27 protein-coding genes and 1 tRNA gene are annotated in these 26,129 nt (G+C 69.0%); 13 read left to right on the top strand and 15 right to left on the bottom strand.

Features of this window, described 5'->3' with window-relative positions:
* Positions 1-393 precede the first annotated feature (393 nt).
* Both folE and ybaK read left to right on the top strand, forming a co-directional pair.
* On the top strand, positions 394-1,014 hold the full coding sequence (gene folE, locus DM194_RS11970; protein WP_111067960.1) for a GTP cyclohydrolase I FolE: 621 nt from the start codon (positions 394-396) through the stop codon (positions 1,012-1,014).
* A gap of 106 nt (positions 1,015-1,120) precedes the next feature.
* Positions 1,121-1,603, top strand: coding sequence for a Cys-tRNA(Pro) deacylase (gene ybaK, locus DM194_RS11975; protein WP_176581382.1), 483 nt, complete (start codon positions 1,121-1,123; stop codon positions 1,601-1,603).
* Between the two features lie 43 nt (positions 1,604-1,646).
* On the opposite strand, the gene DM194_RS11980 is transcribed toward ybaK, so the two are convergent.
* Together DM194_RS11980 and DM194_RS11985 are read right to left on the bottom strand one after the other, a co-directional pair.
* A tRNA-Arg gene (locus DM194_RS11980) sits at positions 1,647-1,723 on the bottom strand.
* Positions 1,724-1,795: 72 nt separating this feature from the next.
* Positions 1,796-2,509 carry a sulfite oxidase-like oxidoreductase gene (locus tag DM194_RS11985; protein WP_246024213.1) on the bottom strand — a complete coding sequence of 238 codons (714 nt, stop codon included), beginning with the start codon at positions 2,507-2,509 and terminating at the stop codon, positions 1,796-1,798.
* A gap of 274 nt (positions 2,510-2,783) precedes the next feature.
* Here DM194_RS11985 and DM194_RS11990 point away from each other — a divergent pair, with 274 nt between their 5' ends.
* A complete protein-coding gene (locus DM194_RS11990; RefSeq protein WP_246024214.1) occupies positions 2,784-5,090 on the top strand; it encodes a mechanosensitive ion channel domain-containing protein in 2,307 nt (768 codons plus the stop codon).
* Between the two features lie 140 nt (positions 5,091-5,230).
* On the opposite strand, the gene DM194_RS11995 is transcribed toward DM194_RS11990, so the two are convergent.
* Complete coding sequence (locus DM194_RS11995) at positions 5,231-5,836, bottom strand: DUF2244 domain-containing protein (protein ID WP_111067517.1); 606 nt, start codon at positions 5,834-5,836, stop codon at positions 5,231-5,233.
* An 84-nt stretch (positions 5,837-5,920) separates the two neighbouring features.
* On the bottom strand, positions 5,921-6,394 hold the full coding sequence (locus DM194_RS12000) for a hypothetical protein (RefSeq protein ID WP_111067964.1): 474 nt from the start codon (positions 6,392-6,394) through the stop codon (positions 5,921-5,923).
* A 282-nt stretch (positions 6,395-6,676) separates the two neighbouring features.
* On the opposite strand from DM194_RS12000, the gene nth reads away from it, so the two are divergent.
* On the top strand, positions 6,677-7,312 hold the full coding sequence (nth, locus tag DM194_RS12005; RefSeq protein ID WP_111067966.1) for an endonuclease III: 636 nt from the start codon (positions 6,677-6,679) through the stop codon (positions 7,310-7,312).
* Between the two features lie 85 nt (positions 7,313-7,397).
* Here the strand turns inward: nth and DM194_RS12010 are convergent, their stop codons facing one another.
* Together DM194_RS12010 and DM194_RS12015 are read right to left on the bottom strand one after the other, a co-directional pair.
* Positions 7,398-8,246: a polymer-forming cytoskeletal protein gene (locus DM194_RS12010; RefSeq protein ID WP_111067518.1), complete on the bottom strand. Its 849-nt coding sequence runs from the start codon at positions 8,244-8,246 to the stop codon at positions 7,398-7,400.
* Positions 8,247-8,355: 109 nt separating this feature from the next.
* Positions 8,356-9,051: an EI24 domain-containing protein gene (locus DM194_RS12015; protein WP_111067519.1), complete on the bottom strand. Its 696-nt coding sequence runs from the start codon at positions 9,049-9,051 to the stop codon at positions 8,356-8,358.
* 201 nt (positions 9,052-9,252) lie between these two features.
* Between DM194_RS12015 and DM194_RS12020 the strand changes: the two genes are divergently transcribed.
* Positions 9,253-10,248 (top strand): adenosine kinase, encoded by a 996-nt coding sequence (locus DM194_RS12020; RefSeq protein WP_111067520.1) that lies wholly within the window; start codon positions 9,253-9,255, stop codon positions 10,246-10,248.
* A gap of 78 nt (positions 10,249-10,326) precedes the next feature.
* Here the strand turns inward: DM194_RS12020 and DM194_RS12025 are convergent, their stop codons facing one another.
* Positions 10,327-10,806 carry a hypothetical protein gene (locus tag DM194_RS12025; protein WP_111067521.1) on the bottom strand — a complete coding sequence of 160 codons (480 nt, stop codon included), beginning with the start codon at positions 10,804-10,806 and terminating at the stop codon, positions 10,327-10,329.
* Between the two features lie 146 nt (positions 10,807-10,952).
* Between DM194_RS12025 and DM194_RS12030 the strand changes: the two genes are divergently transcribed.
* The 6 genes from DM194_RS12030 (at position 10,953) to DM194_RS12055 (ending at position 15,473) form a co-directional block, all read left to right on the top strand.
* A complete protein-coding gene (locus DM194_RS12030) occupies positions 10,953-11,483 on the top strand; it encodes a hypothetical protein (protein WP_111067522.1) in 531 nt (176 codons plus the stop codon).
* Positions 11,484-11,590: 107 nt separating this feature from the next.
* Positions 11,591-12,508: a sulfite exporter TauE/SafE family protein gene (locus DM194_RS12035; RefSeq protein ID WP_111067523.1), complete on the top strand. Its 918-nt coding sequence runs from the start codon at positions 11,591-11,593 to the stop codon at positions 12,506-12,508.
* Entirely contained in the window at positions 12,508-13,290 is a 783-nt protein-coding gene (locus DM194_RS12040) for a TIGR02186 family protein (protein ID WP_111067524.1), read from the top strand. Before DM194_RS12035 ends, DM194_RS12040 begins: the two co-directional genes overlap by 1 nt.
* Positions 13,291-13,308: 18 nt before the next feature.
* Positions 13,309-13,797 (top strand): universal stress protein, encoded by a 489-nt coding sequence (locus DM194_RS12045; RefSeq protein ID WP_111067525.1) that lies wholly within the window; start codon positions 13,309-13,311, stop codon positions 13,795-13,797.
* 168 nt (positions 13,798-13,965) lie between these two features.
* On the top strand, positions 13,966-14,523 hold the full coding sequence (locus tag DM194_RS12050) for a NifU family protein (RefSeq protein WP_111067968.1): 558 nt from the start codon (positions 13,966-13,968) through the stop codon (positions 14,521-14,523).
* 65 nt (positions 14,524-14,588) lie between these two features.
* Complete coding sequence (locus tag DM194_RS12055) at positions 14,589-15,473, top strand: DUF1848 domain-containing protein (RefSeq protein WP_111067526.1); 885 nt, start codon at positions 14,589-14,591, stop codon at positions 15,471-15,473.
* A 66-nt stretch (positions 15,474-15,539) separates the two neighbouring features.
* Here the strand turns inward: DM194_RS12055 and DM194_RS12060 are convergent, their stop codons facing one another.
* The 4 genes from DM194_RS12060 to DM194_RS12075 form a co-directional block, all read right to left on the bottom strand.
* Positions 15,540-15,905, bottom strand: a complete 366-nt coding sequence (locus DM194_RS12060; protein ID WP_109048338.1) for a response regulator — start codon at positions 15,903-15,905, stop codon at positions 15,540-15,542.
* Positions 15,906-16,062: 157 nt separating this feature from the next.
* Positions 16,063-16,674, bottom strand: a complete 612-nt coding sequence (gene grpE / locus DM194_RS12065; RefSeq protein WP_111067527.1) for a nucleotide exchange factor GrpE — start codon at positions 16,672-16,674, stop codon at positions 16,063-16,065.
* Between the two features lie 53 nt (positions 16,675-16,727).
* Complete coding sequence (hrcA, locus tag DM194_RS12070) at positions 16,728-17,768, bottom strand: heat-inducible transcriptional repressor HrcA (RefSeq protein WP_111067528.1); 1,041 nt, start codon at positions 17,766-17,768, stop codon at positions 16,728-16,730.
* A gap of 167 nt (positions 17,769-17,935) precedes the next feature.
* Entirely contained in the window at positions 17,936-18,682 is a 747-nt protein-coding gene (locus tag DM194_RS12075; protein WP_111067529.1) for a creatininase family protein, read from the bottom strand.
* Between the two features lie 210 nt (positions 18,683-18,892).
* Here DM194_RS12075 and DM194_RS12080 point away from each other — a divergent pair, with 210 nt between their 5' ends.
* Positions 18,893-20,425, top strand: a complete 1,533-nt coding sequence (locus DM194_RS12080; RefSeq protein ID WP_111067970.1) for a YifB family Mg chelatase-like AAA ATPase — start codon at positions 18,893-18,895, stop codon at positions 20,423-20,425.
* 30 nt (positions 20,426-20,455) lie between these two features.
* Here the strand turns inward: DM194_RS12080 and DM194_RS12085 are convergent, their stop codons facing one another.
* Entirely contained in the window at positions 20,456-21,970 is a 1,515-nt protein-coding gene (locus DM194_RS12085; protein ID WP_246024215.1) for an alpha/beta fold hydrolase, read from the bottom strand.
* Positions 21,971-22,901: 931 nt separating this feature from the next.
* Here DM194_RS12085 and DM194_RS12090 point away from each other — a divergent pair.
* A complete protein-coding gene (locus tag DM194_RS12090; protein WP_111067531.1) occupies positions 22,902-23,276 on the top strand; it encodes a MarR family winged helix-turn-helix transcriptional regulator in 375 nt (124 codons plus the stop codon).
* A gap of 9 nt (positions 23,277-23,285) precedes the next feature.
* Here DM194_RS12090 and DM194_RS12095 read toward each other — a convergent pair whose 3' ends face one another.
* From DM194_RS12095 to gshB, 3 genes are all read right to left on the bottom strand, one after another.
* Complete coding sequence (locus DM194_RS12095) at positions 23,286-23,945, bottom strand: pyroglutamyl-peptidase I (RefSeq protein ID WP_111067532.1); 660 nt, start codon at positions 23,943-23,945, stop codon at positions 23,286-23,288.
* A gap of 13 nt (positions 23,946-23,958) precedes the next feature.
* Complete coding sequence (gene trpS / locus DM194_RS12100; RefSeq protein WP_111067533.1) at positions 23,959-24,957, bottom strand: tryptophan--tRNA ligase; 999 nt, start codon at positions 24,955-24,957, stop codon at positions 23,959-23,961.
* Positions 24,958-25,170: 213 nt separating this feature from the next.
* Positions 25,171-26,127, bottom strand: a complete 957-nt coding sequence (gene gshB, locus DM194_RS12105; RefSeq protein ID WP_111067534.1) for a glutathione synthase — start codon at positions 26,125-26,127, stop codon at positions 25,171-25,173.
* Positions 26,128-26,129 lie beyond the last annotated feature (2 nt).

A 26,129-nucleotide genomic window follows, 5' to 3' on the forward strand; every position in this document is an offset into this window, starting at 1 on the left:
ATACAACAGCATGCGTGTGGATTTAGAAGCTTTCAACACTTGGCTTTGACAAGCCGCATGGCTGCCTTTACCTTGCTCGCCGCTTGACGGCCATAGGACCCATCCCATCTTGGGGCTTCCGAAGGGCGCAGGTGACAGAAGCGGGGCAGGTGATGCCACTCCGTTCGTGGAATGGATCCTTTCATCCTGCCAGCCACCCGGCCAGCATCCGGTTGATCCGCCGAGGCTCGGGTTCCGTATCGGACTAGACATGATGGGCGCTTTGCGCGATCCCGGCCCGGCTGTCGCCGCCGGTCTGCGCGGTGCGATACCCGGCAATGGACCAGCAATGGAAAGGATGTTCCCGTGACGGCTTCCAAGACCCCGCTCGCCAAGCCCCAGGGCGCGGACAACGTGCTTCGCGGCCCCGGCAATCCCGAGGTGGTCTCCCGTCCGTCGCGCGTCGAAGCGGAGGAAGCCGTGCGGACCCTGATCCGCTGGGCCGGCGACGATCCGTCGCGCGAGGGTCTGGTCGGCACGCCCGACCGCGTGGTCCGGTCCTACGAGGAGTTCTTCGCCGGCTACGGCATCGACCCGGTGGAAATCCTGTCGCGCACCTTCGAGGAGACCGACGGCTACGACGAGATGGTCGTGCTGCGCGACATCCGGGTGGAGTCCTACTGCGAGCACCACATGGTGCCGATCATCGGCAAGGCGCATGTCGCCTATCTGCCGCGCCGCCGCGTCGTCGGCATCTCCAAGCTGGCGCGTCTGGTCGAGGCCTATGGCAAGCGCCTGCAGATCCAGGAGAAGATGACCGCCCAGATCGCCAACACCATCGACGAGGTCCTTCAGCCCGAAGGCGTCGCCGTGGTGGTCGAGGCGCAGCACCAGTGCATGACGACCCGCGGCGTCCACAAGACCGGCGTGACCATGGTGACCAGCCGCATGCTGGGCGCCTTCCGCACCGACCCGTCGACCCGCCGCGAGTTCCTGACGATGATCGGCAACCCGTCCTCGCGCGGGATGGAGTGAGGTCTCCCCCTTTCCCGTTCGGGGAGAGGGCTTTACACCCATTGCGCCGCCTGCCAAGCTCCCCCGTTCTCTGTCAGTGAGCGGTGCTTTATACGGGGTGTTGGGCATGGCGGCGAAGGTGACACCGGCGGTCAAGGCGGCGAAGGCGGCGGGCGTCGCCTTCCGGCTGATGGAGTACGAGTATGATCCGTCGGCGGACGCCATCGGCCTGCATGCCGCCGAAGCGCTCGGGCTCGACCCGGCCATCGTCTACAAGACGCTGATCGTCCAGTTGGAGCCCAAGGCGCTGGCCTGCGCCGTCATTCCGGTCGCGGCCAAGCTCGATTTGAAGGCCATCGCCGCGGCGGCCAAGGCGAAGAAGGCCGATCTCGCCGATCCGGCGCTGGCGGAAAAGACCACGGGATTCCTGGTCGGCGGCATCAGCCCGCTGGGCCAGAAGAAGTTGCTGTCGACCTTCATCGACGCGAGCGCCGAAACGCTGCCGGAAATGGTGGTGAATGGCGGCAGGCGCGGCCTGCAGATCGTGCTGGCGCCGGCCGATCTGGCGAATGCGACGAAGGCGACGGTCTGCGCCATCGTCGCGCATTGAGCGCCGCGCACCGATGCGGCGGTGAAAGCAACGGTGGCGGAAGTGGTGACCCCGGCAGGACTCGAACCTGCTGCCTCAAGTTTAGGAAACTCGCGCTCTATCCTGATGAGCTACGGGGCCACTTGCGCCGCACCTTAACGGTTTCGTTGCCAAGGTGAAAGTGGCTTTTGGAGGAAGCGCCGCTTCACGGCGTCAGTCGGAATAGCGCTCCTCCAGCCACGGGTCGGCGTGGTTGTTGTAACCGCGGACCTCCCAATAGCCCTTGCGGTCGCCGGCCAGCAGCTCGATCCGCTTCACCCACTTCGCGCTCTTCCAGAAATACAGCTTGGGCAGCACGATGCGCACCGGCCCGCCATGGTCGCGGCTGATCGGCTGGCCTTCCCATGTGGTGGCGAGCAGAACGCCGTCGTCGTCGAAGTCGGACAGGGCGACGTTGGTGGTGTAGCCGTCGAAGGAATGGAAGACGACGAAGCGCGCCTCCGGTTTCGGCCGGGCCAATTCCAGCAGGCGGCGGGCGCTGACGCCCTCCCACCGGTTGTCGTAGCGCGACCAGGTGGTGACGCAGTGGATGTCGGAGACGAAGCTCTCCTGCGGCTGCGCCTGGAAATCCTCCCAGGTCCAGGACAGCGGGTTCTCCACCAGCCCGTCGACCGCCAGCGTCCAGTTCGCCGTGGTCACCTTGGGCGTGATGCCGAGATCCAGCACCGGCCAGTCGGTCACCAGCCGCTGGCCGGGCGGCAGCCGGTCGCGCTCCGGGTCGGCGGCATGGCCGGTCAGGGCGCGGCCGTCGCGGGCCCACTGCTCCTTGGTGGCGACCAGCTTGTCGCGGACGGCCCCCTCCCGTTCGACCTCCCGGGTCGGGTCCAATCCGGTGCTCATGTCCGGCTTGGGGGGTGTATCGCTCATGGCTCGTCCTCTTCTGCGTGTCCGGATCGTCCGGCGGGGACCCGCTTAAAAAAGGAACAGGTAGTCGGGTTGGCAAGCGGAAGCGGGAGAACTAATTTCCCGAAACCCGGCATATTGGAGCCACAGTTCCACGCCAGGGTGCCGGCCGGCCGCATTCCGCCGCCCCGTTCCATACCGCCCGCTTCCCGATGACCACCCGAGTGATTTGCCGATGATCCGGTCTGCAACGCCCGCCGCACCCCCTCCTGCACGCGTTTGGGCACGCGCCTGGCGTTTGATCCTGTCCGGCGGCCTTGCCGTCCTGCTGCTCGCGGCCGTGCTGGCCGGAGCGGGGCCTGCCGCGCTGGCGGCATCGCCCGTGCCCGGCGCCGCTCCGGTACCCGCCGCCGCGCCCGCCTCCGAGGCCCCGGTGGTGGTGGACGAGGCGACCGTGCAGCAGCTGGAGGCGCTGGTCGGCACGCTGGAGAACCAGGACGCCCGGACGCAGCTGGTCACGCAGCTGCGCAACCTGATCGCCGCTCAGCGCGGTCTGGCCGAGGCCAAGGAGGCGGAGGGAGAATCCGCGCTGCCGCAGACCATCGGCGCCCGGGCGCTGGCCTTCCTGGCGGCCCGCATGGACGTGGTCAGCCGCCAGCTGGTGCAGGTCGCCAACGTCTTCGCCGACCTGCCGGGCGCCCTGTCCTGGGTGCAGCGGCAGGTGGAGGACGACATGGCGCGCGAGCGCTGGGTGCAGATCGCCGTCCAGCTGGCGATGATCCTCGGCATCGGCGTCGTGGCCGCCCGCGGCATCGCCTGGCTGCTCGCCCGGCCGCGCCACGCGCTGGCCGCCCGCCATGTCGACTCCGCCCTGCTGCGCATCCCGATGCTGCTTGGCCGCGCGGTGCTGGAACTGGCGCCGATCGTCGGCTTCATCGTCGTCGCCTATACCATCCTGTCGGTGACCGAACCGGCGCCGCGGGTGCGGCTGGTGGCGCTGGCGGTGGTGAACGCCACCGTCATCACCCAGGCGCTGCTGATCCTGGTGCGCATGGCCTTCGCCCCCGACGCGCCCAACCTGCGGCTGGTCCAGACAAGCGACGCCGGGGCGCGCCGCTGTTACGTCTGGACGCGCCGCCTGATCGCGGTCGCGGTCTACGGCTATTTCCTGGCGGAGGGCGCCTATGTGCTGGGCCTGCCGCTGGGCGCCTACGGCGCGCTGCTGAAGCTGCTGGGCGTTGTGCTCGCCGCCATGACCATCGCGCTGATCCTGCAGAACCGCGTCGCCGTCGCCGACTGGATGCGCGGGAACCCGCTGTCGGGCGACGGCGATCCGCTGGCCACCGCCCGGCGCGAGGCGGAAGGGCAGGGGGCGGTCCTGCGCACCGCGCGCCGCCGCTTCGCCGAGATCTGGCACGTCCTGGCCATTCTCTATGTCGTGGTGACGCTGGGCGTCTGGGTGCTCAACGTCTATGGCGGGTTCGAATATCTGGCCCGCGGCACCGTGGTGACGGTGGCGGCGGTGGTGGCGGCCCGGCTGCTGGTGGGCGGGCTGAACCGCGCATTGCGCCGCGGCCTGACCATGAACCGCGATCTGGCCGGCAACCTGCCGCAGCTGCACACCCGCGCCTTCCACTATCTCCCCATCGTCCAGCGCATCGGCAAGATCATCATCTGGCTGGTGGTGCTCGTGGTCGCGCTGAACGGCTGGGGCGTCAACACGCTGGGGCTGATCGAGTCCGGCATCGGCCGCCGCATCGTCGGCAGCGTCATCTCCATCGGCCTGCTGCTGGCCGGCGCCATCGTCGCCTGGGAGGTGGTGAGCGCGCTGATCGAGCATCTGCTGCGCGCCACCGACAAGAACGGCACCCGCATCGAACGCAGCGCCCGCATGCGCACGCTGCTGCCGCTGCTGCGCAACGCGTTCCTGATCCTGCTGGTGACGATGGTGTCGCTGATCACCCTGTCGGAACTGGGCGTGAACATCGCGCCGCTGCTGGCCGGTGCCGGTGTCGTCGGTCTGGCCATCGGTTTCGGATCGCAGACGCTGGTCAAGGACATCATCACCGGCCTGTTCATCCTGTTCGAGGACACGGTGTCGGTCGGCGACGTGATCGATGTCGGCGGCGGCCATTCCGGAACGGTGGAGGCGATCTCGATCCGTTCCATCCGCCTGCGCGACGGCGCCGGCGCCGTCCACTCCGTGCCCTTCAGCGCCGTGACCACCGTGAAGAACATGAGCAAGGACTTCTCGGTGACGCTGTTCAACGTCACGGTCTCCAACCGCGAGGATCCCGACCGCATCATCGCCGTGCTGAAGGAGACGGGTGCCGAGGTCCAGGCCAAGCCGCAGTTCGCCGCCGACATCCTGAACCCGCTGGAGGTGCTGGGCGTCGACAAGCTGTCCGACACCGGCATCAACATCCTGGCCCAGTTCAAGACCCGTCCGACCCGCCAGTGGGGGGTGAGCCGCGAGTTCAACCGCCTGCTGAAGAAGAAGTTCGACGAACTTGGCATCTCCATGCCGACCCAGTCGATGCAGCTGGTCGTCGGCCAGAACCCGCATGACCGGGCGCTGGCCGAGGCGCTCAGCCAGGGCTCGTGAGGGGCCAGGCCCGACCGTACGGAAAGGAACACGCCCGGCTCTGCCGGGCGTTTTCATTGACGGCTTCGTTTCTATTGCCGATTTCGATGGGACGGCTTCGCCGTGGTGATATCCTTACCTGGTCCCTGCCCGGCGGCCCCTTACCCGGCCTTTGTCGGCGGGCAGGGTGGGCGGCGCCAGCGGCGCAGCGCGTCGTCCAGGGCGCGGGCGAAGGTGGAGCGCTCGTCGGGCGACAGGAAGCTGCCGACGCCCACCGATCGGCCGTGCGAACTCAGCGTGACCTGACCGGCCGTACCGCGGCGGTCGTGGTCGGCGCGCTCGTTGTGGGTGATCCGCAGCCAATAGGGTTGGAAGGACCAGCGCCGCTCCGGCTTCTTCCAGTGAACCCGCTGCACCGTCAGGGCCTTCTCGGTCAGCCGCACCCGCTCGTACTGGCGGGCGGAGCGGTAGTTGATGCGGAAGGCGAGCCACAGCGCCAGCACGTCCAGACCGAAGAAGGGAACCACCGGCCAGGCTCCGTTGGCGACGAAGATGCCGGCGGCGACCAGATTCAGCAGGATCACCACCGTCATCAGCACCCGGTAGCCGTTGCGGCCCAGACTGCGGTGGGGGTGGAGGATGGCGTCGAAGAACACGCGCACGGAACCGCTGCCGGCGGGATCCCCCTGGGGGGCGTCGCCGGCCTGACCGTCCGGCCGGCCTTGGGGCTGGTCGCCGGGCCGGGAGTCGGAGATGTCGATGGGCATGGCGGCAATACTAGACGACCGGTGCGCCGCTGGAAACCGCCCGTTGAATAAGCTCTTGGTCGAATAAGTATTGGACCGGCGCAGTTATGCCGCTTTCGACACCATCGGCACCGCGCCGCCGTGCAGCACCCAGGCCATGGCGCTGTCCATCTTTGGGAAATCGCCGGCCGGCATCCCGCCGGCGGGAGCCTCCTCCGGCGCATCGCTGTCGCCGGCCGCCTGAACGAAGATCCGCGCCTGATCGTCGGTGCCGGCGGCGATCATCGCATCGGCCATCGCCGAGGCCCAATGCCAGTCGCTCATCACCACCGCACAGCGCTGCTGGCCGCAGCGCCGGGCCAGCTTCATCAGGGCGACGGCGATCTCGGGCCGGAAGTCGTCGATCTCGAAACGATCGAACTCGATCAGGCTGCTCCATGGCGTGCCGCGGCTGCCCAGATTGGCGCACTGCACCTCCACCTGCCGGGCGACGGCGTCGCGCTGGGCGATCGACAGTGTGCCCTGCAACCTGACATGCAGTCCCCAGTCCCGGACTTCCACAAGATAAGAATTGCTCATATCCATATGCCCTTATCCGGACCGGGCAGTACAACCAGGAAGATCCATGGTTCAAGTGCTGGCGTTCGGCCGGTGTCTTTCCGACCAGCAAATCATACGCCACCGCCGGATCCGGGGAGAAGCACCTTTCCTGCGACGAATTCTGTTGGATTGCTGTGATTTCTCTCCATTTCCGTCGCAATCTGCGATGCGGCGCTGCAGTTTGGAGCGGACTTGCGGCATTCCGGCACCGGCTTCCCCGGCTCTGGCGCAACCCCGGCCGTTGCGGCTATGGTGGCTGCCATGAAGCCCGCCGCCGTCCAGGAATTCTTCCGCCGTCTGTCCGCCGCCAACCCGGAGCCCCGGAGCGAGCTGGAATACGTCAATCCTTACACGCTGCTGGTCGCCGTCGTCCTGTCGGCCCAGGCGACCGACATCGGCGTGAACAAGGCCACCGGACCGCTGTTCAAGGTCGTCACCACGCCCGAACAGATGGTGGCCCTGGGCGAGGAAGGGCTGCGCCATTACATCAAGACGATCGGCCTGTTCAACACCAAGGCCAAGAACGTCATCCGCCTGTCGGAACTGCTGATCGAACGCCATGGAGGCGAGGTGCCGCGCGACCGCGAGGCGCTGGAACAGCTTCCCGGCGTCGGCCGCAAGACCGCCAACGTCGTCCTGAACGTCGCCTTCGGGGAGGAGACGATCGCCGTCGACACCCACATCTTCCGCGTCGGCAACCGCACCGGGCTCGCTCCCGGCAAGACGCCGGACGCGGTGGAGGCCAAGCTGCTGAAGGTGGTGCCGAAGCTCTACCGCCGCCATGCCCACCACTGGCTGATCCTGCACGGCCGCTATGTCTGCAAGGCCCGCAAGCCCGATTGCCCGATCTGCCCGGTGGCCGATCTCTGCGCCTTCAAGGACAAGGTCATCGCCTGATCCGTGCCGGCAAAGCCAGACCGGGGGCACGGAAAAGCCCGGCATGGCGGAAGCCAGCCGGGCTTTTTCGTGTCCGGGGTGCGGTTCAGACCGCTTCGGCCGCCGGGGTCTGCTCGACCTGCGCCGGGGCCGTGACCGGGGCCGCGGCCGGCTTGGTGCCCGCGCCGTAGATCTGGATGTCGCCGATCAGCTGGCCGCCGGCATCGACCGCCAGCTCGCCGAAGCGGATCGACCCGGTGATCTTGCCGGTGGCGCGCACGGTCAGACGGCCGCGGACGGCGATGTTGCCCTCGAACCGGCCGGCGATATCGGCCTCCTCGATGTCGACCGAGCCCTTGAACAGACCGGATTCCGCGATCTCGACCAGACGGCCCTCGCGCAGCTTGGCCTCCACCGTGCCCTCGACCACCAGAACGTCGCAGGACCCGATCTCGCCGGTCAGGGAGATGTCGCGGCCGACGGTCAGGCGGCGCTGCTCCGGCATGGCCGGGGCCGGCGCAACCGGAGCGGCGGCGGCCGGAGCCGCAGCGGGCATCGACGGCTGGCGCGGGGCGGCACCCGGCATGTCGACGACACGGCGCGGCACATCGGTCTTGAAACCGGCGCCGGGCACGGACGGCGCGGTCGGGGGCTTGGGAATGCTGTTCATGTCGGATCCCTTCGAGGAAGGCATATCGGGATAAGCCGGTGCCGGTGCGGCGTGCTGCCTGTCGGCCAGCGCATGGGCCATGCTGGGCGCGGCGGCGCCAGCGGAGGACGGGTCGCCGCCCTGCATCTGTCCGGGCATCTGGCCCGGAACCGGGTTGTTGAGCGAGGCGAGCGGCGACGAGACCGCGCCGGCCTCGCCCGGTGCGTAGGGACGGGCACCCGGCTGCGGTTGGGCGGGGCTGTCGGCCTTGGGAGCGGCGGGCGGAGTCTTTCGTCCGAACAGCATGAGCGGTTCCCCCAATCTGGACATACGGGTGGCGGGATGGGCCGGAAGGGCTGGAGGCCCGGTACCGGAAGGGCGCCGCCGGGCAGGCGACGGTATGCGGCCGTGCCGCCTAGCGGCGTATCACGGTCGTCCGGCCCGCCGCAAGGGGAGCCGACATGGACTGTAGGACATGTACCATGAAGGCGCTGGCGACGACCGGGACCAGCAAGTTGACGAAGGGGATTGTCGAAAGAAAGGCGATGGCGACGCCGGCCAAAAAAGGTTTCAGCGGCCGGGACCGCCGCAGCATCCGCGCCGACGTCCGGTCCAGCCTCCGGTGGGCGACCATCTCGAAATACTCCCGGCCCAGCAGGTAGCCGTTGATGGTGTAGAAGACGATCAGGTTCAGGCCCGGCGCGAAGATGTAGATCGGCAGCGCGACGAGGTTGATCGCCAGAACCAGGATCAGGAAGCGCAGCGCCGTCGCCAGCTCCTCCAGCCAGCCGGTCTTGCGCGGGGCGGGCAGGGCGGGATAGTGCCGCGCCTCCACCCGCTCGACCACCTCGTCCAGGAAGAAGCTCGACACCATGCCGACGGTGGCCGGAAACAGCAGCCACGCCACCACCAGAACCCCAAGCCCGCCCAGCAGGTCGATGATGGTGTCGAGCCAGCCATAGCCGGTCAGCGGCGTCACCGACAGCGCCCACCACGTTCCGCCGGCCAGCAGCGCATAGGCGAGCGCCGAGACGAGCACCCCGGTCCACACCACCCGGCGCACGCGGGGATCGGACAGCTGGGAGAAGGCAAGCAGAAGGGCGCGGATCATCGACGGTCCCTGGAACGGTGTGGGAGGGGTGGTTGGGGGCCGCCCGCATATCTACGGTCGCCGGTCCCCGGCTTCCAGCCCCGGTCGCGGTAATTCGCCTCGCCTCCCGCCCCAGGCCGGAGCCGCGCTTGTGATGCGGGCGGCGGCGGCTATACTCGCGCCGCAACACCGCCCTCACCGCCAGACCTTTCAGGAGAGCCCATGGACGCGTCCGCCTACGACGTCACCGGCATCGGCAACGCCATCGTGGACGTGATCGCCCACGCCGACGACGCCTTTCTCGCCGCCAACACCATCGAGAAGGGGGCGATGACGCTGATCGACGCCGCTCGTGCGGAGGAGCTGTACGGCCGCATGGGACCGGGCGTCGAGGTTTCCGGCGGCTCGGCGGGCAACACCATGGCCGGCCTCGCCATGCTGGGCGGCCGCGGCGCCTATATCGGCAAGGTCGCCAAGGACCAGCTGGGCGACGTGTTCCGCCACGACATCCGCGCCTCGGGCGTCGCCTTCGACAGCGCGCCGCTGGTTGCCGGGGCGCCGACCGCCCGCTGCCTGATCCTGGTCACGCCGGACGCCCAGCGTTCGATGAACACCTATCTCGGCGCCTGCGTCGAGCTGGGGCCGGAGGACATCGACGAGGCGGTGATCGCCGGATCGCAGGTGACCTATCTGGAAGGCTATCTGTGGGATCCGCCCCGCGCCAAGGAGGCCTTCCGCAAGGCGGCGGAGATCGCGCATGCCGCCGGCCGCAAGGTGTCGCTGTCGCTGTCCGACAGCTTCTGCGTCCATCGCCACCATGCCGAGTTCGTCGATCTGGTGGAGCGCCATGTCGACATCCTGTTCGCCAACGAGCACGAGATCGGCGCCCTCTACGGCACCGACCGCTTCGAGGACGCTCTGGCCGCGGTGAAGCGGCTGGGCAAGACCGCGGCGCTGACCCGCAGCGAGAAGGGCGCCGTCATCGTCTCCGGCGGCGAGGTGGTCGAGGTGGCGGCGGAGCCGGTGGAGCGGGTGGTCGACACCACCGGCGCCGGCGACCTCTATGCCTCCGGCTTCCTGTTCGGCTACACCCGCGGCCTGCCGCCTGCGGTCTGCGGCCGTCTGGGCGCCATCGCCGCGGCGGAGATCATCAGCCATGTCGGCGCCCGGCCGGAGGTGAACCTGCGCGATCTGGTCGCCTCGAAGGGCGTCCTGTAAGCGCGAATTGCGCGTCATTTCGCAACCACGTTGCCGGCCGCGTTGCATTCTGCAATTGCGGCCGGTTCCGTTCCGGCATCAGGTGAGCTGATCGTCCACCACCGGCCGCTCCGGCACGGTGATCCTGGCGCAGAGCAGCGCCAGCGCCGTTCCGCTGTCGGGGGCGGCCACCGCCCAGCGTTCCGGCCGGTCCGGCCGCGGAACGGTCAGCAGCCACAGCCGGTCCTTCTCGCCGAACCGTTCGTTCACCAGCGTGTACTCCCTGGGGACATGGCGGCGAAGGTCGTTCAGCCGGCTCTGCAGCTCCGCCGCCTGGGCGTCGTGCACGGCAATGGCCTCTTCGGTCTGGCGCAGTTCGGCCTCATGGCGGCGCATGTCGCGGCGCAGGGCCTCGGTGCTCTGGGTCAGCTCCGTCCGTCCCTGGCGCAGCTGGGACTTGCGGCGATGGACCGCGGCGATCCGCTGGCCGATCCGGATGATCGACACGGTGATCCAGCAGAGGCAGGCCATCAGGATCACCATCTCCAGGACACGCAGCAGCGGCGCGTCCGGCGTCATCGCCCAGCCCCCCGTGTCGTGCCGTCCGCGCGCAAGCCTTCGCCCATCCGTCCCTCCGGCACGCTCCTTGCTGCGTGCGTTCCCCTCGGCGGTTCAGCAACGGACATGCCAAGAGCAGGCATGAAGGCAAGGCGGATGGAGCGGCGATGGAGGCGGTGCGGACGATCCTCGACTCGGTGGTCCCGCTCATGGCGGCGCTGGCGGTGCTGTGCCACTTGTGCTGGATCGGTTTCCGCCGCGGCTGGGAACGGGCGGCCGGGCTGGAGCGGATGCGGCGCTCGGTGTTGCCGCTGAAGGAACGCCGGCGCGCGGAGGCGGAGGCGCTGGCCGACCTGTCCTGCCGGCTGGAGGAGGCGAAGGGCCGCCTGTCCGCCGCCGAACAGCGGACCAACCATCTCCAGCGCCAGATCGACGCGCTGGACAAGGAGCCGCCGGTCTTCCTGCACATCCTCGGCGCTCCCGCCGCCAACCGGCGAGGCTTCCGGGCGGAGGTGCAGTACGACACGAACGCGGCGACCGCCGCCCGCGCCGCCGGCAAGCCGGTGAACCCGGCCTGGCGCTATGGCAACCGGATCGTGGTGCATGCGCTGGATCTGTCCTCGGCCCGGCGCGAGGCGGAGCATGTCTTCCCGCACAAGGCGGGCTATCAGGTCTTCTTCCACGCGGCGGTGTCCTGAGGCCCGGCCCCCGGAGCCGGCGTTGCGGACTTCCGCCACCGCGCGGGCTCGGGTAAGCTGCCGCTCCCGCCGCCCATCCCGAAAATCTCCGACAGACACGCCCCTTCATGCAAGTTTACCTGCCGATTGCCGAGATGTCGGTCAACGCGCTGCTGGTGCTCGGCATGGGCTGGCTGGTCGGCTTCCTGTCGGGCATGTTCGGGGTGGGCGGCGGCTTTCTGATGACGCCGCTGCTGATCTTCATCGGCGTGCCCCCCGCCATCGCCGTCGGTACCCAGGCCAACCAGCTGGTGGCCGCCAGCGTGTCGGGCGTGCTGGCCCATTGGCGGCGCGGAAATGTCGATGTGAAGCTGGGCGTCGTGATGCTGGGCGGCGGCGTGGTCGGCACGGCGGTGGGGGTGTGGATCTTCGGCATCCTGCAGCGGCTGGGCCAGATCGACATCGCCATCACCCTGTCCTACGTCTTCTTCCTGGGCACCATCGGCGGGATGATGCTGGTGGAAAGCAGCCGCGCCATCCTGCGCCGCCGGGCGCCCACGGCCAGGCGCGGCAAGCTGCACCGCCACATCTGGCTGCACGGCCTGCCGTTCAAGATGCGGTTCCAGCGCTCCAAGCTCTACATCTCCGCCCTGCTGCCGGCGGGGATCGGGGCGGTCGGCGGCATGCTGGTGGCGATCATGGGCATCGGCGGCGGCTTCCTCCTGGTGCCGGCGATGATCTATCTGCTGAACATGCCGGCCGGTCTGGTCGCCGGCACCTCGCTGTTCCAGATCATCTTCACCACCGCGGCGGCGACCCTGCTGCAGGCCGCCACCAACCAGACGGTGGACGTCATGCTGGCGCTGCTGCTGCTGATCGGCGGCGTGATCGGCGCACAGTTCGGCACCAGGGCCGGCAGCCGCCTGCGCGGTGAAACCGCCCGGCTGGCGCTGGCGACGATCGTGGTGGCGGTGGCGTTGAAGCTGGCCTTCGACCTGTTCTCCCGCCCCGACGACCTGTTCACCGTGACCATGGGGGTGCGGTGATGGCCGTGTGGGCGAAGCGCCTTCCAACCAAACGCCTGCTGGTGCAGGGGGCGGCGGCGCTGGCCGGGTTGCTGCTGGGCGGCACGGTCGCGGCGACGGTGTGGGCGCAGCAGCTGGTCGCCGACCTGTCCAGCCACCTGATCGCCATCACCACCGGCTTCACGGGCGCGGAGGTCGTGCTGTTCGGCACCACCGACAGGGCCGGCGACGTCGCCATCGTCGTCACCGGTCCGCGGGGGCCCGCCACGGTCCGCCGGAAGGAGCGGGTGGCCGGCATGTGGATGAACACCGACAGCGTGCGCTTCGAGCAGGTGCCCAGCTTCTACACGGTGGCGGTCAGCCGCCCGCTCGACCAGCTGGTCGGCCGCCCGGTGCTGGAGCGCCACCAGCTTGGCCTGCCGCAGTTGCAGCTGCCGGCCGACAGCACCCTGCCGCCGGAAGAGCTTGCCGCCTACCGCAGCGCGCTGATCCGCAACAAGCAGCGCCAGGGGCTGTACGCCATCTCCATGGGGCAGGTCACCTTCCTGGGGGAGCGGCTGTTCCGCACCAACATCTATTTTCCGGCGAATGTCCCGACCGGGCTGTACAATGTCGAAGCCATGCTGATTCGGGATGGCGACGTGGTCAGCGCCCAGACCACGCCGCTGGTGGTGTCCAAGATCGGGTTCAGCGCCGAAGTGTCGGACTTCGCGCGCAACCGCCCGGTCGCCTACGGGGTGGCCGCCGTCATCGGCGCCATCGCGGCCGGCTGGGCGGCCGGCGCCGCATTCCGCCGGGTCTAAGCCGAGAGGGTAAACGAGATGACCGACGCGACGCAGACTCCCCCGCCCGTGCGCATCTTCCTTGTGGTGGTCGACGACAGCCCCGAGCTGAAGGTGGCGCTGCGCTATGCCTGCCTGCGCGCCCGCAGGTCGGGGGGCAAGGTGGCGCTGCTGACCGTGCTGGAACAGGGCGAGATGCAGCACTGGCTGGCGGTGGAGAACCTGATCCGCGAGGAACAGCGCGCCGAGGCGGAGCAGAAGCTGCAGAAGCTGGCGCGCGAGGTCAACCAGCTGACCGGCACGCTGCCGGCGCTCTATGTCCGCGAAGGCGACCGGCTGGAGGAGGTGCTGAGCCTGATCGCGGAGGAGCCCAGCATCTCCATCCTCGTCCTCGCCGCCGGCACCGACCCGGAAGGCCCCGGCCCGCTGATCTCCTACTACACCGGCCGCGGGCTGGGGCGCCTGCGCATCCCGCTGACCATCGTCCCCGGCGGCCTCAGCAACGAGGCGCTGGACGCGATCACATGACGCCTCGCAAGTAAGGATGGAATGGCGGCGCATGCCGGATGCCGAATACCCACACATCCCGGGTCCTTGATCCGTCCCGCGTTTCGGCCCAAATTTCCCCCAATCGTGCCGCGGCCCAATCCCGGGCGCGCCGGCGGTTCCATTCCGCCGCCGATGGAGGACCAGACCATGTTCATTCAGACCGAGCAGACGCCCAACCCGGCGACTCTCAAGTTCCTGCCGGGGCGTGACGTGCTCGGACGCGGCACCGCCGACTTCACCAGCCGCGAGGATGCAGCCCGTTCGCCGCTCGCCCAGCGCCTGTTCGAGATCGAGGGCGTGGTCGGCGTGTTCCTGGGCGCCGACTTCATCACCATCACCAAGACCGACACGCGCGACTGGTTCCTGCTGAAGCCGTCGATCCTCGGCGTCATCATGGAGCATTTCACCGCCGACCGCCCGGTCCTGCTGGAGGACGGCGGTGACGGCCATGCCGCAGCGTCGAACGCCGACGACGAGGAGATCGTCGAGCAGATCAAGGAGCTGCTGGACACCCGCGTCCGCCCGTCGGTCGCCCAGGACGGCGGTGACATCACCTTCCAGGGCTTCGAGAAGGGCGTGGTCTATCTGGCGATGAAGGGGGCCTGCTCCGGCTGCCCCAGCTCCACCGCCACGCTGAAGCACGGCATCGAGAACATGCTGCGCCACTACATCCCGGAAGTGGTCGAAGTCCGCGCCGTTCAGTAAGGTCCGCCTGTCCATGACGCCGGCCTGCCCTTGATGCGGCGGGCCGGCATTCCCATGCTGGCACCATGATCATTTCCGCCAGCTACAAGACCGACATTCCCGCCTTCTACGGGCGCTGGTTCCTGAACCGCCTGGACGCCGGTTACTGCCGGATGGTCAACCCCTATGGCGGCCAGACCTACCGCATCGACCTGACCCGGCCGGCGGTCGACGGTTTCATTTTCTGGACCAAGAATCTGGGGCCGTTTCTCGGCGCGCTCGACAGCGTGGCGGAGAGGGGCTTTCCCTTCGTCGTGCAGTACAGCGTCACCGGCCTGCCGACGGCGCTGGAACGCTCGGTTCCCGCCTGGGAAACCGCGGTCGGCCACATGGCGCGGGTGCGCGAGCGGTGGGGACCGCGGGCCGCGGTCTGGCGCTACGACCCCATCGTGCTGAGCGACGCCATGCCGCCGGACCGGCACCGCGAAACCTTCGCCGCCATCGCGCACGCGCTGCGCGGGGTGACCGACGAGGTGGTGGCGTCCTTCCTCCAGCCCTACCGCAAGACCGCCCGCAACCTCGCCGCTGCCGGCATCGGCTGGCGCGACCCGGAGGCGGCGGAGAAGCGCGCCCTGCTGACGGATTTGGCCGGCATCGCGGCGGGGGAGGGGATGGCGCTGACCCTCTGCACCCAGCCGGAGCTGGCGGACACGCCCGGCACGATGCCGGCCCGCTGCGTCGATGCGGTTCGGCTGTCGGACGTGGCGGGCCATGCCGTGGCGGCGCGGGAGAAGGGCAACAGGCCCGGTTGCCTGTGCGCCGAAAGCCGCGACATTGGTGACTACGACAGCTGCCCGCACGGTTGCGTCTACTGCTATGCCGTCGCCGACCGTGGGACGGCGCAGCGGCGGTTCGCCGCGCATGACCCGGAAGGGGAGTTTCTGGTGGCGCGGCGGACGCCCCCTCCCTGACCCTGCCCAACCCTCGGCCGGTCAATGGCCGGGGAGGGTCGATGGAACCATCCTTACGGGCAGAGCTTACGGGCAGACCTTCCGCACGGTCTCCACCAGCTTTTCCGGATTGAACGGCTTCACCAGCCAGCCGGTGGCACCGGCTTCGCGGCCGGCGGATTTCTTGGCGGGGTCGGCTTCGGTGGTCAGCAGCAGAACGGGGGTGGCGCGGTTGGTGGCCGAGGCGCGGATGGCGCGGGTCAGGGCCAGACCGTCCAGCCCCGGCATGTTCAGGTCGGTGATGATGCAGTCGAACTTGCGCTGGTTGACCAGGGCCAGGCCGGCGTTGCCGTCCGACGCCTCCGCCACCTCATAGCCGGCGCCTTTCAGCGTGAATCCGACCATGTCGCGGATGGTCTTGGAATCGTCGACGGTCAGGACGCTCTTGGGCATGGAACGCGGCTCCGGTTGCTCGGCCGAAAGGGCTTGGGAAAGGCCTAGGCAATTTCCCGGCGACCGTCAACCGCTGGCGTCCCCTATGACGAACAACGCCAGGCCCCCGGCCCGGCGGCATCGCCGCTGAACCGGGGGCTTGGCGGATACTGAATGCTTACGCCTTCGTATCGACATGCTGGCCGCCGGCGTCACCGCCCTTGGCGACGCCGACCATCGCCTCGCGCAGCAGGCGGCCGTGGATGGTGTAGCCGGGCTGCAGCACCTGGATGACGGTGCCGGCGGCCTTGCCGGTGTTCTCGATCTCGAACATGACCTGATGGAAGTTCGGGTCGAACGGCTCGCCGGTCGGGTCCAGCTTCTTGATGCCGGCGCGGTCGAAGGCGGCGAACAGCTGGCGTTCGGTCGCCTCGACGCCGACGGCGAGGCTCTTCAGCATCTCGTCCTTCTCGCGGCCTTCGGCGGGCACGGCCTCCAGCGCGCGGCGCAGGTTGTCGGCGACCGACACCAGTTCCTTGGCGAAGCTGGACACGGCGAACTTGCTGGCGTCCTCGCGGTCGCGCTGGGCACGGCGGCGGGTATTCTCCGTCTCCGCCATGGCGCGCAGAAGCTGGTCCTTCAGGCTGGCGACCTCGGCCTCCAGCTTGGCGACGCGGTCCTCGGGCGAACCGGCATCGGCACCGTTGGCGGCGGCCGTGTTGGCGGTCTCGGCGGTGGCCTCGGTCGGCTCCACGGTGGCGTCGGCGGGCTTGTTCTGCTCTTCGCTCATGGTTTTCTCGATTCTTGCCTGGTCGTATGGCGGGGAGTGAGGCGAGTGGGCGGTCAGCCGATCAGCCGGCTGACCACCTTGGCGGTGTAATCCACCAGCGGAATGATGCGGGCGTAGTTGATGCGGGTCGGGCCGATGACCCCGATGGCGCCGATCACCTGTTCGCGGCTGTTCTGGAACGGGGAGATGATCATCGAACAGCCGGAGTGGTTGAACAGCACGTTCTCCGCCCCGATGAAGATCTGCACGCCGTCGCCGCGGCCGGTGGCGTCCAGCATGCGCAGCATCGTCTCCTTGGTTTCCAGCGCCTCGAACAGGGCGCGCACGCGCTCCAGATCCGACAGGGCGGTGACGTCCTCCAGCAGGCGGGACTGGCCGCGGACGATCAGCTGGCCGGCATTCGCCCCGCCGGAGCCGGCCCAGGTGGCCAGTCCGGCGGCGACCACCTTGCGCGACAGCTCGTCCAACTGGGTCTTCTGCTGCTCGATCTCCTGCAGAACCTCCTGCCGGGCCTCCTCCAGCGTGCGGCCGGCGAGCTTGGCGCTGAGGAAGTTCGAGACCGTCTGCAGGGTCGAGGTGGGAACCCCCATCGGCACTTCGATCACCCGGTTCTCGACCAGCCCATCCTCGTTCACCAGAACGACGAGGGCGCGGCCGGGGCCGAGCGACACGAATTCGATGTGCTTCAGCGGCCGGTCGGTCTTGGGCGCCACCACCAGCCCGGCGCAGTGCGACAGGCCGGAGAGCATGGCGGAGGCCTCGCCCAGCACGTCGGCGAAGGCGCGGCCGGAGGCGGAGCATTTCGCTTCGATCGAGGCGCGCTCGTCCTCGGTCAGAGACCCGATCTCCAGCAGGCCGTCGACGAACATGCGCAGGCCGGCGTCGGTCGGGATGCGGCCGGCCGAGGTGTGCGGGGCGTAGAGCAGCCCCTGCTCCTCCAGGTCGGCCATCACGTTGCGGATGGTCGCGGGCGACAAGGCCATGCCAAGCCGCCGCGAAATGGTGCGCGACCCGACCGGTTCGCCGGACGCCACATAGGCGTCGACGATCAGCCGGAAGATCTCGCGCGATCGCTGGTTCAGCTCGTTGATCATGGACGTCGGGCCGTCTTTTCTGTGGGCGGTCTTTTCTGGGCCGTCGTTTCGCAATCGGTCGACGTGGATCGGAAATCCCGCCGAACGGTCCGAATTTAGGCAGGTCCAATCGCCGAATCAACGTGCGGGGCGAAGTTGCCGCGCTCGCCTGCGACCATGGAGCGTCCTTACTGCTCCGCCAGGTAGGCGCGGTACTGGGCGCTGATGGCGCCGACCGCGGCCTCGTACAGGCGCTGGCCGTGCTCGGGGCGGGCAAGGCCGGGGGCGGAGCCGATGCGGCCGTCGGGGTGGCGGCGGCGGAAGTCGCGGGCATCGTAAAATCCGCCGGCCGGCGCCTGTTCCGGCTCCATCGCCGCGCTCTTGATCGAATCGGGATAGGCGTACTGGGTGACCGACACCTCGCTGGGCGTGGCGTGCGAGCCTTCCCTGCCCTGGTACAGCTCGCGCGACAGGCGGCCGACCTCGCCGTTCTCCCACCAGTTCACCAGGGTGCAGCGCAGATCCGGGGCATCGCGGCCGCGCAGCGCCCGGTTCTCCGCATAGATCTCGTAGAAGGCGGCGCGCAGGGTGGCGATGTTGCCGCCATGGCCGTTGACGAAGAAGAAGCGTTGGAACCCGTGTTCGGCCAGCGAGCCGACATAGTCGCGCAGCACCGCGATCAGCGTCGACGGCTTCAGCGTCATCGAGCCGGGGAATTCCATGTGGTGGACGGCCATGCCGACCGGGATCGTCGGGCCGACCAGCGCGCCGGTGGCGTCGCCGACCCCCTTCGCGATGAACTCGGCGCAGATGGCGTCGGTGCCGACCAGCCCGTTCGGCCCGTGCTGCTCGGTCGAGCCGATCGGCATGATGATGCCCTTGGAGGTCTTCAGGTAGGTCTCGACCTCGGCCCAGGTGCTCAGGTGAAGCTGCACGGTGGCGGATCCTTTTCGACGATGCGTGCCGGGAAGGCGTTCGGTCTCATGTTAGGCGGCGTGTCGGCCGCGGCAACCGTTCCCTGCGCCGGGCGGGTATGATGGGGCGGGAAAGGCTGCGGATCTTCACCCCGCGCTGGCGCAATCATGTGGCTGTGACTACAATAGCGTGTGTTATGCCCGCAAGGGCGTCTCTTCCGGGGTGCGGTGGTGGTTGCGCGCGTCAATACGGTGGCGTTCCAGGGCATCGAGGTGCTGGGGATCGACGTCCAGGTCCAGATGTCCGGCGGGCTCGTCGCCTTCACTGTCGTCGGCCTGCCCGACAAGGCGGTGGGCGAAAGCCGGGAGCGGGTGCGCGCCGCGCTGCACGCGCTGGGGCTGGCGCTGCCGGCCAAGCGCATCACCGTCAACCTCGCCCCCGCCGACGTGCTGAAGGAGGGCAGCCATTTCGACCTGCCGATCGCGCTCGGCCTGCTGACGGTGATGGGCGTGCTGCCGGATGCTGAGATCGCCCGCTATGTGGCGCTGGGCGAGCTGGCGCTGGACGGCGCGCTGACTCCGGTGGCCGGCGTGCTGCCCGCCGCCATCGACGCGCTGGCCAGCGACCGCGGCCTGATCTGCCCGGCTGCCTGCGGCGGGGAAGCCGCCTGGGCCGGTCCCGATCTCGACGTGCTGGCGCCGGCCAACCTGCTGGCCCTCATCAACCATTTCAAGGGCACGCAGGTGCTGACCCCGCCCAAGCCGCGGCTGCAGGAACAGGACGCGCCGCCGCCCGACCTGCGCGACGTCAAGGGCAACGAGACGGCCAAGCGCGCGCTGGAGGTCGCCGCCGCCGGGTCGCACAATCTGCTGATGATCGGTCCGCCCGGCTCCGGCAAGTCGATGCTGGCCGCCCGCCTGCCCGGCCTGCTGCCGCCGCTCGACCCGGCGGAGGCGCTGGAGGTGTCGATGATCCACAGCGTCGGCGGGCTGTTGGAGGAGGGGAGGCTGCTGCGCCAGCGCCCTTACCGCGCCCCGCACCAGTCCGCCAGCCTGCCGGCGCTGGTCGGCGGCGGCACGCGGGCCAAGCCGGGGGAAATCTCGCTGGCGCACCAGGGCGTTCTGTTCCTCGACGAGCTGCCGGAATTTCCGCGCCCGCTGCTGGAGGCGTTGCGCCAGCCGCTGGAAACCGGCAAGGCGGTGGTCAGCCGCGCCAACCACCACGTGACCTATCCGGCGCGCGTGCAGCTGGTGGCGGCGATGAACCCCTGCCGCTGCGGCCATCTCGACGACGCCTCGCTCGCCTGCGCCCGCGCGCCGAAATGCGCCGCCGACTACCAGTCGAAGATCAGCGGGCCGCTGTTCGACCGCATCGACCTGCATATCGACGTTCCGGCGGTCAGCCCCGCCGATCTCAGCCTGCCGCCCCCGGCGGAGGGCAGCGCCGACATCGCCGCCCGCGTCGCCGTCGCCCGCGCCATCCAGGCGGAGCGCTATGGCGGTTTCGGTCCTTACCCGGCCGGGCGGACGGTGCGGACGAACGCCGAGGCGGACGGCGAATTGCTGGAAAAGGTGGCGTCCCCCGACGCTCCCGGCCGTGCCCTGCTGACCGAGGCGGCGGAACGGCTGAAACTGTCGGCCCGCGGCTACCACCGGGTGATGCGGGTGGGGCGGACGCTGGCCGATCTTGATGGGGTGGAGGGGGTGAAGCGCCGCCACATCGCCGAGGCGCTGAGCTACCGGCGGATCGCGCCGGGGCGGTGAGGCGGGAAGGAGCAGCCGATCCCGACGGTTTCAAGGCCGCTCGAACACCGGCGGCTTGGCCGCTCCCGGACAGACGGTGGCCGGCACGGACTCCTGCTCGACGAAGGTCACCGCGGCAGCCATGGCGCAATCCTCGCTTGAGGTCACGATGTGGCTGGCGGCGCGGAAGACCAGATGGCGGCTCTTGGGCAGGGTCGCGGCGGCGCGGTCGCCCCATTCCGGCGGAGTGACCGGGTCGTAGGCGCCGGACATCAACAGGACGGGAGTCGGGCTGGCGACCGGCAGCCGTTCGGCCGGTTCCTGATGGCCGGCGGGCCACAGGCGGCAGACGCGCTGGCCGGGATCGTCGGCGGCAACGAGGCCGTAGGGCGTATGGCGGCGGGCATTGTCAGCGCGCTTCAGCGGCTCGGCGCTGTTGACCGACTCCCGGCATTCGGTGGAGAAGACCATGCCGTCGGCGATTTCCGGGCTGCCCAGCCAACTGGTCGGCGCCCATTCCGCCAGGGCCGCATACTGGCCGCGGGCGGCGCGGTCGATGATGGCCGGCACGAGGGGGACCGCCTCGCTGATCGCCAGCGCTTCGAGCCCGGCGGCGATCGCCATCCCGCCGGTCAGCCGCAGGGCGCGGCGCGTCTCGTGGTCGCCGACGACGATGTCGACCGGGTTGCGGTCCAGCCGCTCCACCAGAGTGAGGAAACGCTTTTCCAGATCGGGGAAGGCCGACCGGCAGCCGCGGTTGGCGGCGCAATCGTCGAACAGCCGGCGGTAGGCCCGCTGGGCCAGCCAGGCGGCCTCCTCCTGCGCGTTGACGTCGGGTGGGTAGACACCGTCGAACACCGCGGTGCGGACACGGCCGCCTTGCCGCCGCAGGATCTCCAGCCCGACCCGCGTGCCATAGGAAACCGCGAACAGGTTGAACCGTTGGGCGCCCAGCGCGGTGGCGATGTCCAGCGCATCCTCCGCCGCGACGGGGGTCGAGAACTGGGTGCCGTCCAGCCCGGCGGCCGCCAGCCGGGTGGCGCAGGCGCTGACCGCCGCCCGCTCCGCCGCCGCCCGCTGTTCGCGCGTCAACGGCCGGGTGCCGCGGCTGGGGGCGACGCCGTCCAGTTCGGGGCAATCGGTGTCCGGCTCCGCCCGGCCGACGCCGCGCGGATCGAACAGGATCAGGTTGCGGGTGCGGCGGAAGGGGGCCGACAGATCCCACCACACCTCCATCCGCTCTTCCGTCGCCTCGCTGCTGCCGAAGGGGGAGGCGCCGGGGCCGCCCTCCAGGAACAGAACGGGGTCGGGGTCGGGCTGGCGGGCGGTGCTGAGCAGTACGGCGACCGGCAGGCGCAGGCTGCGGCTGTTGGGGCGGTCGCGCCGTTCCGGAACCGCAACCGTTCCGCACAACGCCGCCTCGCCTTCCGGCACGGTGAACCAGCAGGGTCCGGGGGTGAAGCGCGCCTCCGCCGCCGCCGGCCCGCTCCACAGCGCCGCCATCGTCGCGACGGCCATCGCCGCCGCCACCGCTCTCGGCCATAGGGGGGGAAGGGCGATCAACACGAATGGACGATCCGGAACCGATGGGGATAGAGGGCCGATGAACGGAGTACCGCCGAAGGCGTTTACCGACGGCTTTGTTTGACCGACCAGCCCCCCGCTTGTCCAGTGATGCCCGCCGCCATCCCGTCCGCTGGTGAAACCGCGCGAGAGCGGTGCCGATTTGCCACAGGCGTGCGGCAATGGTCACGCCGCTCCCGGACGGACGGGCCGGTTCACCGACGGACAGGTTGACGGAACACATCCGACTGCGGAACTATTTCGCTTCCAGAGGCCCCGGCTTTCGCGGCCTCCCAGGCAAAGGAGCAGATCATGCCGACCTTGTGGACGGCGTTGCGGAGCCGCTGGCTCGATTCCGGAGCATCTTCCGGGCCGGGCCGATTGTGCGATCACCTGCGGCGCGACATCGGACTGGCGGACGGGGAGACGGGGGAAGCCGAAGAACCTCCGCTCATTTGCCGTCTTCCGCCCTTTCCCATCCGCGATCGGAACCTATCGGACGCGCGGACATTTTTGACCTTGCAACCGTATCGCTGAGCGGCGATACCGGATCCGCCGGCCTCCCAAGCCGGCATCATTCAACCCCTGGAGAGTATCGATGAAAGCCATCGTAACCACCGCCTGGACTCGCCGATCGGGCGATCCGGCCGTCAACGCCGCCCATCATGCCCAGCCGGCCCGTCTCCTTCCCGCACCCTTCGAACGTGAATTCCGGATATCGAGAGGATCCCATGTGTGTCTTTCTGGGCTTTTGCGGTCACCGTCTCTTCGTTGAACACGCCCGCTGGGCATCGCCGGCCGGGTCCTTCGACCTTCGGCGCGAAAACGGGGAAGTCATCCTATGGCTTGGACGCCTGAACATCATCTACACACCGGCCCGCTGGGGACCACCCTCCCGCGCTGCATAGCGCGCGGCGCCGCGGAGACCTGCTGAATGCCGGCCCGCGTTCGTCATGACGAGGTCCTTACCGTCGTCCAGGTGCTTGAGGCGTTCCGCAAGCTCGACCCCGACCTGCCCATCCAGTATGCGCTGAGTTTCATGACCATCGCGCAGAGCGAAGGCATCTCCATCGGCGAACTGGCGGAACGCCTGGGCATCGCCCAATCCTCCGCGTCGCGCAACGTCGCGGCGCTCAGCCGTTGGCACAGCTTCGGCAAGGCCGGCCTCGATCTGGTGCAGGCGCAGGAAGACCCGCGCGAGCGCCGCCGCAAGATCGTCACGCTGACCGACAAGGGCCGCGAGTTCCTGGACGCGCTGCGCGCCATCGTGAACCCGCCCGACCAGCGCCGTCCCGCCAAATCGGCCTGAGTTCTAAGGTCAAGCGATCCCGTTCAGCGCCGTGCGCAGCATTCCCACCAGCGTGCGCGCCGCCAGTTCCTGCCGTTCCAGCGCCAGCCCGCCGAAGCGCCGCAAGTCCTTGGCCCGTTCGGGCAGCGGCGGCATGTGGAAGAAGCCGTAGGGGATATCCAGGTCGGCGCTCTCGATGATGTGGCGCGCCCGGTAAAACAGATGGTTGCCCAGGAAGCCGCCGGAGAAATCGCCGAAGGTCACCGGCAGCCCGGCCATCGACAATTCCCGCATCACCCGCGGCACCGGCAGGGTGCTGCCATAGGCGGCCGGTCCGCCCGGCACGATGTCGGCGTGTTCGCGCACCGTGCCGGCGGCGTCCGGCAGCGGGCTTTCGTCGCGGTTCCAGGCCAGACGTTCCAGCCGGATGTAATCGCTCGCTTCCCAATAGGCGAAGCCGAGCGCCGCCAGCGGCCGGTGTTCGGCCAGCAGGTCGGCGAAGGCTTCGCCGCAGGCATCGTACACAGGGGGAAGGGTGGCGGTGACGACCCCCGGCTCCCCCGCCAGCCGGGCCATCAGCAGGGCGGTCGGATCGGCTGCCCAGGGATGACCGGCGGGACAAGGATCCGCTTCGCCGTCCGGGGCTGTCCCGAACGGCGCGAAGCCGGTGAGCAGGATGGGGGCCGTCACGGGCGGGACGTCCTTACGGCCGCAGCAGGCCGATGATGTCCTTCACGTCGTTCAGGTTCTTATCCGCGATGGCGGCGGCGCGCTCGCCGCCCTTCTTCAGCAGCCGGTCGATCTCCGCCTTGTCGGCCAGCAGTTCCTTCATGCGGGTGGTGATCGGCGCCAGCTTGTCCACCGACAGGTCGACCAGCGACTTCTTGAAGTCGGAGAACTGGGATCCTGCGAACTGCGCGAGCACCTGCTCGCGCGACTGGCTGGCCAGCGCGCCGTAGATGGTGACGAGGTTGTCGGCCTCGGGACGGGCCTCCAGCTCGGTCACGGTTTCCGGCAGCGGCTCCGGGTCGGTCTTCGCCTTGCGGATCTTCTGCGCGATGGTGTCGGCGTCGTCGGTCATGTTGATGCGCGAATATTCGGACTCGTCCGACTTCGACATCTTCTTCTTGCCGTCGCGCAGGCTCATCACCCGCGTCGCCTCGCCCAGGATCTGCGGCTCGGGCAGCGGGAAGAACTCCGTCTCATAGCGGCGGTTGAAGGCGCCGGCGATGTCGCGCGCCAGTTCCAGATGCTGCTTCTGGTCCTCGCCCACCGGCACATGGGTGGCCTTGTACAGCAGGATGTCGGCGGCCATCAGGGTGGGATAGGCGTACAGGCCCAGATTGGCCATGTCCTTCTGCTTGCCGGCCTTTTCCTTGAACTGCGTCATGCGGTTCAGCCAGCCCAGCGGCGTGTGGCAGGACAGGATCCAGCCCAGCTCGGCATGGCCGGAGACGACCGACTGGTTGAACAGGATGTTCTTGTCCGGGTCGATGCCGGCGGCGATGTAGGCCGCGGCGACCTCGCGGATGTTGTTGCGCAGGACCTCCGGGTCCTGGTCGATCGTCAGCGCGTGCAGGTCGACGACGCAGAAGATGCATTCGTAGCTGTTCTGCAGATCCACCCAGTTGCGCAGCGCCCCCAGATAGTTGCCGAGGTGAAGCTGCCGGGTCGGCTGCATGCCGGAGAAAATGCGGTTCACGGGTGGTCTCGCTCGAAAACTCTGGGAGGCGGCAGTTATCGCCCCCCGAAGTCCGCCGGTCAAGGCACGGCGCGCTGAGCGGAGCCCTCCGCGCGGATCGTCGCGGACGGGTAGCGCCGGTTGTATTGAATTTGCCTGTGCGCTACCGCCGCGTTCATGCGGTCGGGAGGGGGCGGACCCGCCGCCCCCGCCGCACTCCCGCGCGCCGTATCCTTACTTACCCGACTTACCCGCGCGGCGGCGCTCGATGGCATCCCACAGCAGGGCTTCCAGCTGGACGCCGTTCAGGCGGTTGATCTCCTGGATGCCGGTCGGGGAGGTGACGTTGATCTCGGTCATGTAATCGCCGATCACGTCGATGCCGACGAAGACCAGACCCTTCTCGCGCAGCACCGGGCCGATGGCGGCGCACATCTCGCGCTCGCGCGCGGTCAGTTCGGTCTTCCGGGCGCTGCCGCCGGCGTGGAAGTTGGCGCGGGCCTCGCCCTCCAGCGGCATGCGGCTGACGGCGCCCACCGGCTCGCCGTCGACCAGGATGATGCGCTTGTCGCCCTGGCGGATTTCCGGAAGGTAGCGCTGGACGATCACCGGCTCGCGGTAGAGCTGGGTGAACAGCTCCAGCAGCGATCCCAGATTCTCGTCGTCCGGCTTCAGGTGGAAGACGCCGGCGCCGCCGTTGCCGAACAGCGGCTTGACGATGATGTCCTTGTGCTCCGCCCGGAAGTCGAGGATGGCCTGCTTGTCGCTGGTGATCAGCGTCGGCGGCATCAGGTCGGGGAACTTGGTGATGAACAGCTTTTCCGGCGCGTTGCGCACTTCGGCCGGGTCGTTGACCACCAGAACCTTGGGCTGCACATGCTCCAGCAGGTGGGTGGAGGTGATGTAGGCCATGTCGAAGGGCGGATCCTGCCGCAGCAGGATGACGTCCATCGTCGACAGGTCGGTCGCCACCGGCTCGCCCAGCGTGTAGTGGGCGCCGCGCTGGCGCACCACCGTCATCTCGCGGACGCGGGCGGTCAGGCGGTTGCCGGTCAGGATCAGGTCGCGCGGATGGTAGTGGTACAGGCGATGGCCGCGCTTCTGCGCCTCCAGCGCCATCATGAAGCTGGAATCGGTGTCGATGTTGATCGACTCGATGGGGTCCATCTGGAAGGCGACGGCGAGGCTCATGA

Source organism: Azospirillum ramasamyi, from assembly GCF_003233655.1.
Classification (GTDB): domain Bacteria; phylum Pseudomonadota; class Alphaproteobacteria; order Azospirillales; family Azospirillaceae; genus Azospirillum; species Azospirillum ramasamyi.

Coding starts and splice junctions, on each gene's coding strand:
- ybaK (WP_176581382.1), top strand. CDS start 1,121: ATGGCGGCGAAGGTGACACCGGCGGTCAAGGCGGCGAAGGCGGCGGGC.
- DM194_RS11985 (WP_246024213.1), bottom strand. CDS start 2,509: ATGAGCGATACACCCCCCAAGCCGGACATGAGCACCGGATTGGACCCG.
- DM194_RS11995 (WP_111067517.1), bottom strand. CDS start 5,836: ATGCCCATCGACATCTCCGACTCCCGGCCCGGCGACCAGCCCCAAGGC.
- DM194_RS12000 (WP_111067964.1), bottom strand. CDS start 6,394: ATGAGCAATTCTTATCTTGTGGAAGTCCGGGACTGGGGACTGCATGTC.
- nth (WP_111067966.1), top strand. CDS start 6,677: ATGAAGCCCGCCGCCGTCCAGGAATTCTTCCGCCGTCTGTCCGCCGCC.
- DM194_RS12010 (WP_111067518.1), bottom strand. CDS start 8,246: ATGCTGTTCGGACGAAAGACTCCGCCCGCCGCTCCCAAGGCCGACAGC.
- DM194_RS12015 (WP_111067519.1), bottom strand. CDS start 9,051: ATGATCCGCGCCCTTCTGCTTGCCTTCTCCCAGCTGTCCGATCCCCGC.
- DM194_RS12020 (WP_111067520.1), top strand. CDS start 9,253: ATGGACGCGTCCGCCTACGACGTCACCGGCATCGGCAACGCCATCGTG.
- DM194_RS12025 (WP_111067521.1), bottom strand. CDS start 10,806: ATGACGCCGGACGCGCCGCTGCTGCGTGTCCTGGAGATGGTGATCCTG.
- DM194_RS12030 (WP_111067522.1), top strand. CDS start 10,953: ATGGAGGCGGTGCGGACGATCCTCGACTCGGTGGTCCCGCTCATGGCG.
- DM194_RS12035 (WP_111067523.1), top strand. CDS start 11,591: ATGCAAGTTTACCTGCCGATTGCCGAGATGTCGGTCAACGCGCTGCTG.
- DM194_RS12040 (WP_111067524.1), top strand. CDS start 12,508: ATGGCCGTGTGGGCGAAGCGCCTTCCAACCAAACGCCTGCTGGTGCAG.
- DM194_RS12045 (WP_111067525.1), top strand. CDS start 13,309: ATGACCGACGCGACGCAGACTCCCCCGCCCGTGCGCATCTTCCTTGTG.
- DM194_RS12050 (WP_111067968.1), top strand. CDS start 13,966: ATGTTCATTCAGACCGAGCAGACGCCCAACCCGGCGACTCTCAAGTTC.
- DM194_RS12055 (WP_111067526.1), top strand. CDS start 14,589: ATGATCATTTCCGCCAGCTACAAGACCGACATTCCCGCCTTCTACGGG.
- DM194_RS12060 (WP_109048338.1), bottom strand. CDS start 15,905: ATGCCCAAGAGCGTCCTGACCGTCGACGATTCCAAGACCATCCGCGAC.
- grpE (WP_111067527.1), bottom strand. CDS start 16,674: ATGAGCGAAGAGCAGAACAAGCCCGCCGACGCCACCGTGGAGCCGACC.
- hrcA (WP_111067528.1), bottom strand. CDS start 17,768: ATGATCAACGAGCTGAACCAGCGATCGCGCGAGATCTTCCGGCTGATC.
- DM194_RS12090 (WP_111067531.1), top strand. CDS start 22,902: ATGCCGGCCCGCGTTCGTCATGACGAGGTCCTTACCGTCGTCCAGGTG.
- gshB (WP_111067534.1), bottom strand. CDS start 26,127: ATGAGCCTCGCCGTCGCCTTCCAGATGGACCCCATCGAGTCGATCAAC.